Origin of the sequence: Flavobacterium sp. (assembly GCF_023151265.1) — a bacterium.
GTDB lineage: Bacteria > Bacteroidota > Bacteroidia > Flavobacteriales > Flavobacteriaceae > Flavobacterium.
Genome location: NZ_JAKLJH010000073.1, coordinates 1 through 12,759 on the forward strand (window position 1 = coordinate 1; position 12,759 = coordinate 12,759).

Genomic DNA, 12,759 nt, shown 5'->3' on the forward strand with positions numbered 1-12,759 from the left:
AATTCACGTTGCTGCTAATTCTAATTATAAAACACTTTCGGATTTAGAACATAAAAAAGTAGCGATTTCTCGCATGGGTTCTGGTTCGCATTTGATGAGTATTGTGAATACTCAAAATCAAAATTGGAATGCCGAAAATTTACAATTTGAAATCGTAAACACCATTGATGGTGCGGTTGAAAGTTTAACTTCAGGAAAAGCAGATTATTTCATGTGGGAACGTTTTATGACACAACCTCTTGTCGATAAAGGAATTTTTAGGAGAATTGCGGATTGCCCTACTCCATGGCCTTGTTTTGTTATAGCAGTTCGAAATGAAGTTTTGGACCAACATCCAAAAGTAATCGAACAGATTTTAGACATTATCAATACCACAACCGAAGAATTCAAAATGATTCCGAGTATTGACCGAACCTTAGCTTCTAAATACAATCAAAATGTAGAAGCAATTCAGGAATGGTTAAAATTAACACGTTGGTCGCAAAAACAAATGACAGCTCCAACATTAGATAAAATAATGGAACAACTTTTGAAGCTTCAAATTATCGATAAAAAACTACCAAAAGAATCGATACTTAAATAATTCCGTATTTTTATCGTTTTAAACGAAATGACAATTAAAATCCCAACTATCGCCGAACTCAAAGAAAAGCTTTCTTTACCAAAGCCGTGGGATATTGTTGTCATTTTTTTATTGAATATCTTAATTGCTATTCCGGTTTTTTTAATTGCACATCAAAATTTAATCGATTTAGAATGGGTAATTCATTTAGATAGAATAATCATTTTTATTCTCATTTTAGTTGTCATTCAACTTCTTTTACGATTGGTGAAAACCATTATCATTCTGATTGTTTTTTTGTATATAATTGCCTTATTGTACGGAACTTTATTCGGAAATTACGGTTTTAATCGTGTGTTTGAAGATTATCGCTATATGGTGTATTCTATGAGCGAAGCACCAAATCCTCAGGATATCATTGTAGCCAAATTGCTTCCTTTTCCAAATAAATCCAAAATTATTAATGCGGTAGATTTTTCTAATCCGAAAGTTAGAAATTTTGCTTTATCTGCTACAACAAAACATTTCAGAGAAATCAAACAATCAGGCGAAACACGAAGAATGATTCAATGTTTTGCAGTTTTCAAAGAAATTAGAAATCGTTGGAATTACGTTAACGATCCAAAAGGAAGAGAATATATCGCTTCTGCTTCCGAAAGTTTGCAACATTTTTCAGGTGATTGTGATGATCATGCTATTTTGATGTCGGCCTGCATAAAAGCAATTGGAGGAACACCTCGCATAATTCATACTGGCGGCCATTTGTATCCAGAAATGTTAATCGGAAACAAAAATGATTTAGAAACTGCTATTTATTACATAAAAGAAGTACTTTTCGTAGAAGAAAGTAAAAATCAGCAAATCTATTATCACATTGATGAAAGAGGACAAATTTGGTTAAATCTCGACTATACAGCTACCTATCCTGGAGGAAAATTCATGAGTGAAGAAATTCTAGGAGCGCTTACTTTTAATTGATAAATTTTCCTATATTTACACAAATTAACAACCTTTTTATATGAAGAAAATAAGCTATATATTAGTATTATTACTTTCTGTTGGTGCTTTTGCTCAGTCTAACGAAACTATGACTACTGACACCATCGTATCTCCTATTTTAGCTAAAAAAAACGAAGTTAAAGTAGATGTTTTAAATGGTATTGCTTTTGGAAAATTAGGTGTTTCATACGAACGCTTTTTAAACAAAGATTTTTCTGTTGGTATCACTGGAATGATGTTTAACAAAAAAAGCAAAACCGATGATTTCCTTACAGATGATACTCGAACTCTAATTGACTATCAAGTAATTCCGTATGTGCGTTATGCTTTGTCTAAAAGTGCTTCGAGTTTATATTATTTAGAAGGATTTGTTAATATAAATGGTGGCGAATATAAAGAATTAACCACTTTAAACAACGGTGCAGCAGATTATATTATGATTACCAAAAAAGACTATAACGACGTTGCTTTAGGAGGTTCTGTTGGCTATAAATTATACTTCAAAGAAAGCTTTGTTTTAGATTTAACTGTTGGTATTGGAAAAAACTTATTTCAAGAAAACAGCCCTTCTACAGTGGCACGATTAGGAATTAATTTAGGTTATAGATTTTAATACAATACATCATGAAAAAATATTTATACATTTTAACGCTTATCATTCCTTCATTACTTTTTACTAGTTGTACTGAAAGTGATGACGAGTTTTTTGCATCAACTATAGTTACAGCAAATAATTTAATTGAATTAGACGTTACTGGAAACGAACTTAACGTTTCTTGCTACGTATCAAGATTATTACCACAACCAAATAATCCTTTTGATATTTATTTGACAAGCACTTCTAGAAAAATATTTTTTAATTATACATTAGAAAAGAAAAATGTTAGTGGCGCTTGGGAATACTACACCCCTACAACGGTTTCTGTAATTGAAGGAGAAAATGAAATTGATGAAATAATCTCTGGAATTGCTATTTTAGACGCTTTAGACACTACTTACGAATATGAAACGAATAACACGCTTGCTCCTGGACAATACCGAGTTATAGTTGAACCAGAAATTGTAACTCTAAACGCACAAGATGCTGTTATGGTAACTATAAAAACAACTACTGTAGGAGCGGTTGGAAATGTTTTGGAGTTTACGGTGGATTAAATTCAATTTCAATGCAAATAACTTGTAAAAATTGCAATCAAACTTATTCAGGACACTTTTGTAATAATTGTGGACAACCGGCTGATACGCATAAATTAAATTTACATTTTATTTGGCATGATATACAACACGCTTTTTTTCATTTTGATAAAGGTGTTTTATTTACAGCTAAAGAATTATTTACTCGACCTGGAGATTCTATTAGAGAATTTATTGAAGGAAAAAGGGTAAAACACTTCAAACCAATTTCTTTAGTTATTATTTTAGCTACTTTATATGGAGTTTTACGACATTTTTTTCATTTCAGTATTTTAGATAAAAAAGCCGTTGCCGAAATTCAAGGAGTAGAATATGAAAGTTTAAACGAATGGATTTCACATCATTATTATTGGATAATTTTGTTATCTATCCCACTATTTTCAATAGCTTCTTATTTGGTTTTCAGAAGACAAGGGTATAATTTTATTGAGCATTTTGTTCTGAATACCTATATGGCTTCCCAACGTTTACTTCTTAGAATTGCCATATTTCCAATCACGAAATACTACACTGAATCTAATTACAACAAGTTATTTGTAGATATTTTAATGTTATTGGATATCGTTTTGATTTTTTGGAGCTACATCACTTTTTTTAATAATTTATCAAGAATCAAAGCTTTTTTATATTCAATTTTTAGCTATCTACTGTTTTTAGTAATCTTCGTTATTTTGTTACTCCTTGGTGTTTTTATTTTTGATATTCATGTGAAGTGATTGTTGACTATTTTTTTACCATTCAACTTTCTCTTTCCCTTTTTCACTCAAATACACATTCGTCAATTTAAAATGATTATTTCCAAACCACATACCTCTGTTAGCACTCAATGGTGATGGATGGCCACTTTCTAAAACCAAATGTTTTTCTCGGTCGATAAGTTTTCCTTTTTTCTGAGCAAAACTGCCCCACAATAAAAACACTACGTTTTCCGATTTTTGATTTATCACATCAATTACCGCATCTGTAAAAACGTTCCATTTTAAATGTTTGTGGCTGTTAGCTTCGTCTTTTCTTACCGTTAAACCAGCATTTAATAACAAAACGCCTTGCTTTGCCCAACGCTCTAAATTTCCCGAAGTTGGAAAAAGAATTCTATCGTATTCCGCATTAATTTCCGTAAAAATATTTTTCAACGAAGGCGGAATTGCCACGCCATCATTTACCGAAAAACACAAACCATTCGCCTCACCCGTTCCATGATACGGATCTTGTCCAATAATGACCACTTTGATATCTTGAAAATCAAATTGTTCAAAGGCAGAAAAAATGAGTTCTTTTGGCGGAAAACAAGTCATGGTAGCGTATTCTTGTTCCACTTGTTGCATGAGTTCTACAAAATACGGCTTCTGAAATTCAGACACTAATAAGGTTTCCCAACTCTGATTTTTGATAAACATTTTATAATTTTTACCAAAAATATAAATTTCTATTGCAATATGGATTTATTACTTTGTAACTTTGACCTAACAGAAAAAGAAAAATGATTTCGATTACAGAAAAAACGTTACAAGATTTAGAATTTAATACGGTTTTAGAAACCATCGCCAATCGCTGCAACACTGATATTGGTGAAGCAAAAGCCATGGCGATAACGCCGTTCAAAAACAAAGAAGAATTGCTTATTAATTTAAAGCAAACTTCTGAATATTTATCTTCGTTCTCTAACAACAACGCTATTCCGAATCACGGATTTGAGAACATCAACTACGAATTAAAATTTTTGGCTATCGAAGATAGTTTCTTAGAAGTAGGCAGTTTTAAAAAGATTGCCAACCTTTCAGAAACGGCAATTACGTTGATTCAGTTTTTAAAGAAGTTCGAAGATTACTATCCCAATTTATACCAAAAAGCTTCTCAAAATGATATTGTAAAATTGATCATTCAGCGTATTGATGAAGTGGTTGACAAATTCGGAATCATCAAAGACAATGCTTCACCCGATTTGATTGATATTCGTAGAAATATAAATCTAGTTCGAGGAAAAATCAACCAGAGTTTTGGTATGGCATTGAGTCAATATAATTCGCTTGGTTATTTAGATGATATTAAAGAAACTGTAGTTGAAAATCGCAGAGTTTTAGCGGTTTTAGCCATGTATCGCAAAAAAGTAAAAGGTTCTATTTTAGGAAATTCCAAAACCGGAAGTATTGCTTACATCGAACCTGAAGCAGCTCAACGATATTCACGTGAATTAAACAATTTAGAATTTGAAGAACGCGAAGAAATCATGCGTATTTTAAAACGTTTAACCAATGAAATTCGTCCGTTTATCGAAACTATTGCGGCTTATCAAGACTTTTTGAGTGATGTTGATGTGATTGCTGCCAAAGCAAAATATGCCAATAAAATCAACGGAATTCTTCCGAATATTATTGAAGAGAAACGCTTGTTTTTTAAAGAAGCCTTCCATCCTATTTTGTATTTGAACAACAAGGAAAAGAAAGCCGTTACCTATCCACAAACTATCGAATTACATAACGAAAGTCGCATTATTGTGATTTCGGGACCCAATGCTGGAGGAAAAACGATTTCCTTGAAAACCGTAGGATTACTGCAATTGATGTTACAAAGTGGGATTTTAATTCCAGTTCACGAACGTAGCGAAACGTTTTTATTCGATAGAATTTTAACAGATATTGGAGATAATCAATCCATTGAAAATCATCTAAGTACATACAGTTACCGATTAAAGAACATGAACTACTTTTTAAAGAAATGTAATGCTAAAACATTGTTCTTAATCGATGAATTTGGAACCGGTTCTGACCCTGAATTAGGTGGTGCTTTAGCAGAAACTTTCTTGGAAGAATTCTATGCTCGCGAAGCTTTCGGAATTATAACCACACATTACAGTAACTTAAAAATTTTAGCAAACGAATTGCCCTACGCTTCCAATGCAAACATGATGTTCGATGAAAAATCATTAGAACCTATGTACAAGCTGATTTTAGGTCAAGCCGGAAGTTCGTTTACGTTTGAAGTTGCTCAAAAAAATGGTATTCCGTTTGGATTAATCAATCGTGCGAAAAAGAAAATTGAAGGCGGAAAAGTTCGTTTCGACAAAACCATTGCAACCCTTCAAAAAGAACGTTCTAAATTGGAAAAAACATCTTTAACATTAAAAGAAGAAGAAACCAAAGCGCGTGAGGAAAGCAAGAAAATGGAAACCATCAATGCTAAAATTCAGGATAAATTAGAACGTTATCAGGAATTGTACGATGCGAATCAACGTTTGATATACATTGGTCAAAAAATTGATGATATTTCGGAAAGTTACTTCAATAATAAAGACAAAAAAACGTTAATCGGTGAATTTTTAAAAATGGTTGAAATCGAAAATTCGAAACGAAAAAAACTTTCGGTTAAAGAAATGAAGGTAAAAGAAGTGATTCAAAAAAAGGTTGAAGAGGAAGTTAAAGTGATTGTAGAGGAAATTCGCACGGTTAAAAAAGAAAAGAAAATCAAAGCCAAAATTGAAGAAGAAAACAAACCAAAAGTTACTTTAAAAGTCGGTGATAGAGTTCGAATGAAAGACGGAAAAGCCATTGGAACCATTGATGTGATTGAAAAAACAAAAGCAACTGTAAATTACGGAATTTTTACTTCAAAAGTGAGTTTAGACCAATTGGAATACGTACAACCTGTTTAAGTTACACAGAGTTTCACTGAGTTTTTTGATTATGTTTGCGTTGATTAGAGTTACACAGAGATTTTTTCAATTACTTAAATTTTAAAAATCTGTGTCCCTTTTTTTTTTAAAATTAAAGATTGACATTGAACTTGAATTTGATATATGGAAATAACAGATTTACCACAAGATAAAAAAATCATATTGTTTGATGGTGTTTGTAATTTGTGCGATTCATCCGTTCAATATGTAATTAAGCATGATAAAAAAGATGTTTTTAGATTTGTATCATTGCAGTCAGAATTAGGGCAAAAAATTTTAAAACACATTGGAATCTATCCTATTCATACAGACAGTATTGTTTTGTACGAACCAGGAATTTCCTATTATTATAAATCAACTGCAGCTTTACATATTGCTAAAGGATTAAGTGGAATTTTTACTTTAGCAACTGTTTTTAAAATATTACCTACTGGTTTGCGTGATGCTATTTATGATTATGTAGCAAAAAACAGGTACAAATGGTATGGTAAAAAAGACGATTGTATGATTCCTACACCCGAATTAAAAGCTAAGTTTTTAGAATAAGTTTATATGATAATTATCAGGAAATAAACAATTGTTAAATTATATCTTTGTTTAAATTCTAACCTTTGTAACTATGGCAAATTTATTATTACCACTTTATTCACATAGCAATGGAACTTTCATCATGATTATTGTTTTTGCACTTGTGTGTCTTGGTTTAGTAGGCGCAGTAATGCTAATGATGAATAGTGATAAAAAGAAAAAAAACGACCAGTAATCTGGTCGTTTTTTAGTTTTATGTAGTAAAGAAATTATTGTTTAATAAATTTCTTAGTTGTTTTTCCTTCTGCAGCTTCAATTGTTACAAAGTAAACACCAGCATTTAAATCAGAAACATTTATTTGGGTTAAAGAATCTTCTTGATTTTTAACTACTCTTCCATTAATATCAACAATTGAAATATTTTTAATATTTAAATTATTGTTATTTGATATGTTTAAAATAGATGTAGTTGGGTTAGGGTAAATAGAGAAAGTTTTATCTGATATTATATTTGTATCTAAGCCTAATAATGTGTCAGTATTGGAAGCTTTCGCTACAAAATTATCAAATATAATGTTAGCGGAAACTGTATTTGCAGCAGTTACACCCATTACAAAATCTACCTCTTGTGGTGGAAATGGACCAGAAAAATTAGCTGGATTTACAGAAACAGAAGGATTTGAATCAAATTTCCAATATGGCTCACCAGTTGTTGTATCGTATCCAAAACCTACTCTATACCAAGTATCAGCATTAAGTACAAGGCCACCTGTTTGTAAAGTAATTAAAAAAGTCCCAAAAGTTCCTGCATTATCTAAATAGGCAAGTCCTTCTAAAACCCTTGTATTTGAATTATATACATATCCACATAATACTCTTGAAGATGCACCATCAGTTCCATATAATCTAACACCTGACTGAGCTGTACTTGTTGTTGCTGAACCAGTATAAAAATCATATTCAACTTCTAAGATATTATTACCAGATGTTCTTGCAGCCCATGCTGTCGGTAGACCATTTTTCCACATAAATCTTGATCCTTTATCTCCATTAGGCCCCTGAAATAAAAGTCCATTCGAAGATAAATTTCCACTAGATACAATTTGAAAATTTGTGTTTAAAGCATTCGTAGAGGTAGTTGGAGCCGTACCATTACTAGCGAATGTTAACCAGCTACCTTGGCCAGCAGTTACACCTGTAATATCTGTACCTACATTTCCAATGGTAAGTCCGTTAAAATTATCAGTTTGCAAAACCTGTGAAAAACTAAAAAAAGAAGCAAATAAGCTTAAAGTAAGTAAAGTTTTTTTCATAATAAAAGTTTTATAATTATTTCCCAAATTTAATCTTTTCATTGTAAGAAAAAACAACTTTAAGAAAAATTTATAACTTTCTTCTTTCCTTCTCTTTCTTAATTAAAGTTAATTCTCTACTGGTTTGCCCAGCTACTGAAGTGTTTTCTTCAGCTCTTCTTATCAAGTAAGGCATAACATCTCTTACTGGACCAAATGGTAAATATTTAGCTACATTATAACCTTCAGCTGCTAAATTAAAGCTGATATTATCACTCATCCCTAATAATTGTCCAAAGAAAATGCGTTTATCATTTTTAGCAATTCCTTTTTCTTCCATCAACTGCATTAGCTTGTATGAACTTTCTTCATTATGAGTTCCAGCAAAAACCGCCATAATATCCAAATGATCTACCATGTAAGAAACTGCTGCATCGTAATTGATATCAGTAGCTTCTTTAGATTCACAAATTGGAGATTTTTGCCCACGTTCTGCTGCTCTATCGTTTTCTTTTTCCATATAAGCACCACGAACTAATTTCATTCCAATAAAGAAACCTTCAGCTTTTGCTTGTTCGTGAATATTTTTTAAATAATCCAATCGATCCCAACGATACATTTGTAATGTATTGAATACGATTGCTTTTTGTTTGTTGTACTTACGCATCATGTCGGTTACTATAGCATCTGCAGCATCTTGCATCCAACTTTCCTCAGCGTCAATCAATAATAAAACGTCTTTTTCAAATGCTGTTTTACAAGCAATATCAAAGCGTTCGATTACTCTGTTCCATTCTTTTTGTTCGTTTTCAGTTAAATAAGCCTTCTCTCCTACTTTTTCGTATAAGGCTAAACGTCCAAATCCTGTTGGTTTAAAAACCGCAAACGGAATAGCTTCTCTTTCTTTAGCAAATTCAATTGTTTTTAAAGTCATGTTCAAAGCTGCGTCAAACTGTGCCTCTTCTTCTTTTCCTTCAACTGAATAATCTAAAACCGAAGAAACTCCTTTCGTATACATTTTATCTACCACACGAAGACAATCATTCTCGTTAACACCGCCACAAAAGTGATCAAAAACGGTTGAACGAATCAATCCTTCAACTGGTAAATGGGCTTTTAAAGCAAAATTTGTAACGGCTGTACCTATTTTAACTAAAGGCTGACTATCGATTAATTTAAATAAAAAATAAGCTCTTTCTAACTCGGTGTCACTTTTTAAGGCAAAAGCAACTTCTGTATTATTAAATAGTGTGTTCATTGTGTTTTGAAATAAAGTGATACAAATATACGCCACAGTTATCGAATAATAAATAAAAAATGACGTATTTTGCAGTCAATTTTTACACATTTTCATGCAAACCATACAAGCAACTAATTATTCCGTATTTTTTAATGAAACAGGTTATGAAAAATTAGCGTCATATCTTGTTCCAAGTCATTATTCTAAAATTTTCATTCTAGTTGATGATAATACATCGCAATTTTGTTTGCCGCATTTATTAAACAATTTGGCTACCGAAATCGAAATTGAGATTATTGAATTAGAATCGGGTGAAATTCATAAAAACATCGCTACTTGTACCGAAGTTTGGGCTGCTTTGTCAGAATTAGGAGCCGATAGAAAAAGTATCATCATCAATTTAGGAGGTGGTGTAATTTCTGATTTGGGAGGATTTGTAGCTTGCACTTTTAAAAGAGGAATTGATTTTATCAATATTCCAACTACGCTACTTTCAATGGTAGATGCTTCTATAGGTGGGAAAAATGGTGTAGATTTAGGAAATTTAAAAAATCAAATCGGAATTATTCGCGAACCAAAAGCGGTTATTGTTGACACCGAATTCTTAAGTACATTATCTCAAAGAGAAATGCGTTCCGGATTAGCTGAAATGTTAAAACACGGATTGATTTCAGACAAGAAATATTGGGATAAATTTAAAAGTTTAAAAGATTTAAGTACAGATGATTTAAACGAATTAATTCATCAATCAATTGAAATAAAAAACACTATTGTTTGTGAAGATTTAACCGAGAACGGAATTAGAAAAGGATTAAATTTTGGACATACTTTAGGACACGGAATTGAAAGCTATTTCTTAGAAAACGAAGATAAAACTAGTTTACTTCACGGAGAAGCAATTGCCGCAGGAATGATTTTAGAAAGCTATATTTCTAAAGAAAAAGGGTTGTTGACCAATGAAGAATATCACGAAATTAAATACATAATCAATGATATTTTTGAGCGTATTGAGTTTAATGAAAACGACATCAATCAAATCATTGAACTGTTGATTTATGATAAAAAAAATGAATTCGGAAAAGTACAATTTGCTCTTCTTCAAGGAATCGGAAAAATAAAAATCAATCAAGAAGCAGATAACAAATTGATTTTCAAAGCCTTTAAAGATTACTCAGTTTAATTATTTTTTTAAATTTCTTTAAATAATAGCCATTTTATTTTTTAACTTTGCGCCCATGAAAGAAAACAACTATACGAACAATTTCAACAGAATTCTTAGCAATAGGAATGCTGACTTATCTATTATTGATCGTTTGTTCTTTTCTATATTTTGTTTTCATATAATTGATTTATTCGCGTTATCGAAGACTTTTAGTGAAAAACTATTAATTCGATTTGCAAATATTAGGGTTTGAAAATTAAGGTTTAAAACAAGTACGCTTTAAGCTTTTTTAATTTTTAATCTTATTTTTCAAAATGAACACTAAATATTACGACTTAATTAATCAGACTTTTTATTTTCCTCAAGAAGAATTTACTTTAAACAAAGACAATCTTCAATTTCACGGTATCGATTTAATGAAATTGGTAGAAGAATATGGAACTCCATTGAAATTTACCTATTTACCTAAAATCTCTCAAAACATTAACCGTGCTAAAATGTGGTTTAGAAATTCAATGGAAAAACATGGCTATGAAGCTAAGTATTTCTATTGTTATTGCACTAAAAGTTCGCATTTTGAGTTCATTTTAAATGAAGCTTTAAAAAATAATATCCATCTTGAAACTTCTTCTGCTTTTGACATTAATATTGTTGAAAGTTTGATGGAACAAGGAAAAATCAATAAAAATACTTTCGTTGTATGTAACGGATTTAAACGCGATCAATATGTAACTAATATTGCTCGTTTAATCAACAACGGACACAAAAATACTATTCCTGTAATTGATAATTTTGAAGAGTTAGATTTATTACAAGAAGAAATCGATGGGAAATTTAAAATCGGAATTCGTATTGCTGCGGAAGAAGAACCTAAATTTGAGTTTTATACATCTCGTTTAGGAATTGGTTATAAAGACATCGTTCCTTTCTACAGAAAACAAATTGCAGAAAACAAGAAAGTGGAATTAAAAATGCTTCACTTCTTTATTAATGCAGGTATTCGTGACACAGCGTATTATTGGAACGAATTATTAAAATGTATGAAAGTGTACATTGCTTTGAAAAAAGAATGTCCTTCATTAGATAGTTTAAATATTGGTGGTGGATTCCCTATTAAAAATTCATTAGCTTTTGATTACGATTACCAATATATGGTGGACGAAATCTTAAATCAAATCAAAATCGCTTGTGATGATGCAGAAGTTGCTGTTCCTCACATTTTTACAGAATTCGGATCGTTTACTGTAGGTGAATCTGGAGGAGCTTTGTACCAAGTGTTATACCAAAAGAAACAAAATGATAGAGAGAATTGGAACATGATTGATTCTTCTTTCATCACCACTCTACCTGATACTTGGGCAATTAACAAACGTTTTGTTATGATGGCAGTGAATCGCTGGAATGACACTTACGAACGGGTTTTACTTGGTGGATTAACTTGTGATGGAGACGATTATTACAATTCGGAACAACACATGAATGCGGTTTATTTACCAAAATACAATAAAGAAAAACCATTATACATCGGATTCTTTAATACCGGAGCTTATCAAGAAACCATCGGAGGTTTTGGTGGATTAAGTCACTGTATTTTACCACAACCAAAACACATTTTAATTGACAAAGACAAAAACGGAATTATTGCTACCGAAGTATTTTCAGAGCAACAAAAAGCTGAAGACGTTTTAGAAATTTTAGGATACAATAAGAAAAAAGAACAATAAAATAAAAAGTAATGAGCAAAGGACCAATTAGTCAGTTTATCGAGAAACATTATCTTCATTTTAACTCAGCCGCTTTAGTAGATGCAGCAAAAGGATATGAAGAGCATTTATTAGACAACGGAAAAATGATGATTACATTAGCTGGAGCAATGAGTACAGCTGAATTAGGAAAATCATTAGCCGAAATGATTCGTCAAGATAAAGTACATATTATTTCTTGTACTGGAGCTAATTTAGAAGAGGATATCATGAACTTGGTAGCTCATAATTCATACAAAAGAGTTCCAAATTACAGAGATTTATCACCACAAGAAGAATGGGATTTATTGGAAAATCACTATAACCGTGTAACTGATACTTGTATTCCTGAAGAAGAAGCTTTCAGAAG

At 31.4% G+C, this 12,759-nt stretch carries 14 protein-coding genes; 11 read left to right on the top strand and 3 right to left on the bottom strand.

Features of this window, described 5'->3' with window-relative positions:
* The 5 genes from L6Q46_RS08130 to L6Q46_RS08150 all read left to right on the top strand — a co-directional run.
* The coding region (locus L6Q46_RS08130; RefSeq protein ID WP_291283886.1) for an ABC transporter substrate-binding protein at positions 1-583 on the top strand (583 nt) is incomplete at its 5' end.
* A 27-nt stretch (positions 584-610) separates the two neighbouring features.
* On the top strand, positions 611-1,540 hold the full coding sequence (locus tag L6Q46_RS08135) for a transglutaminase domain-containing protein (protein ID WP_291283887.1): 930 nt from the start codon (positions 611-613) through the stop codon (positions 1,538-1,540).
* 40 nt (positions 1,541-1,580) lie between these two features.
* Entirely contained in the window at positions 1,581-2,174 is a 594-nt protein-coding gene (locus tag L6Q46_RS08140) for a hypothetical protein (RefSeq protein ID WP_291283888.1), read from the top strand.
* An 11-nt stretch (positions 2,175-2,185) separates the two neighbouring features.
* Complete coding sequence (locus L6Q46_RS08145) at positions 2,186-2,716, top strand: hypothetical protein (protein ID WP_291283889.1); 531 nt, start codon at positions 2,186-2,188, stop codon at positions 2,714-2,716.
* A gap of 11 nt (positions 2,717-2,727) precedes the next feature.
* Positions 2,728-3,471 carry a DUF3667 domain-containing protein gene (locus L6Q46_RS08150; RefSeq protein WP_291283890.1) on the top strand — a complete coding sequence of 248 codons (744 nt, stop codon included), beginning with the start codon at positions 2,728-2,730 and terminating at the stop codon, positions 3,469-3,471.
* Positions 3,472-3,486: 15 nt separating this feature from the next.
* Here the strand turns inward: L6Q46_RS08150 and ung are convergent, their stop codons facing one another.
* The gene (ung, locus tag L6Q46_RS08155; protein ID WP_291283891.1) at positions 3,487-4,152 is read right to left on the bottom strand and encodes a uracil-DNA glycosylase; all 666 of its coding nucleotides are present in this window, start codon (positions 4,150-4,152) and stop codon (positions 3,487-3,489) included.
* A gap of 83 nt (positions 4,153-4,235) precedes the next feature.
* Here ung and L6Q46_RS08160 point away from each other — a divergent pair, with 83 nt between their 5' ends.
* From L6Q46_RS08160 to L6Q46_RS08170, 3 genes are all read left to right on the top strand, one after another.
* Entirely contained in the window at positions 4,236-6,404 is a 2,169-nt protein-coding gene (locus tag L6Q46_RS08160) for a DNA mismatch repair protein MutS (RefSeq protein WP_291283892.1), read from the top strand.
* Positions 6,405-6,548: 144 nt separating this feature from the next.
* The gene (locus L6Q46_RS08165; RefSeq protein WP_291283893.1) at positions 6,549-6,971 is read left to right on the top strand and encodes a thiol-disulfide oxidoreductase DCC family protein; all 423 of its coding nucleotides are present in this window, start codon (positions 6,549-6,551) and stop codon (positions 6,969-6,971) included.
* A 73-nt stretch (positions 6,972-7,044) separates the two neighbouring features.
* On the top strand, positions 7,045-7,188 hold the full coding sequence (locus tag L6Q46_RS08170) for a hypothetical protein (RefSeq protein ID WP_111565834.1): 144 nt from the start codon (positions 7,045-7,047) through the stop codon (positions 7,186-7,188).
* Positions 7,189-7,222: 34 nt separating this feature from the next.
* Here the strand turns inward: L6Q46_RS08170 and L6Q46_RS08175 are convergent, their stop codons facing one another.
* Positions 7,223-8,266: a T9SS type A sorting domain-containing protein gene (locus L6Q46_RS08175; RefSeq protein WP_291283894.1), complete on the bottom strand. Its 1,044-nt coding sequence runs from the start codon at positions 8,264-8,266 to the stop codon at positions 7,223-7,225.
* A 70-nt stretch (positions 8,267-8,336) separates the two neighbouring features.
* Positions 8,337-9,503 carry a proline dehydrogenase family protein gene (locus L6Q46_RS08180; RefSeq protein WP_291283895.1) on the bottom strand — a complete coding sequence of 389 codons (1,167 nt, stop codon included), beginning with the start codon at positions 9,501-9,503 and terminating at the stop codon, positions 8,337-8,339.
* A 94-nt stretch (positions 9,504-9,597) separates the two neighbouring features.
* Here L6Q46_RS08180 and aroB point away from each other — a divergent pair, with 94 nt between their 5' ends.
* From aroB to L6Q46_RS08195, 3 genes are all read left to right on the top strand, one after another.
* Complete coding sequence (gene aroB / locus L6Q46_RS08185; RefSeq protein WP_291283896.1) at positions 9,598-10,665, top strand: 3-dehydroquinate synthase; 1,068 nt, start codon at positions 9,598-9,600, stop codon at positions 10,663-10,665.
* Between the two features lie 296 nt (positions 10,666-10,961).
* The gene (locus tag L6Q46_RS08190) at positions 10,962-12,371 is read left to right on the top strand and encodes an arginine decarboxylase (RefSeq protein WP_291283897.1); all 1,410 of its coding nucleotides are present in this window, start codon (positions 10,962-10,964) and stop codon (positions 12,369-12,371) included.
* Between the two features lie 11 nt (positions 12,372-12,382).
* Positions 12,383-12,759 (top strand): deoxyhypusine synthase family protein (locus tag L6Q46_RS08195; RefSeq protein ID WP_291283898.1); only part of this gene is annotated, 377 nt, incomplete at its 3' end.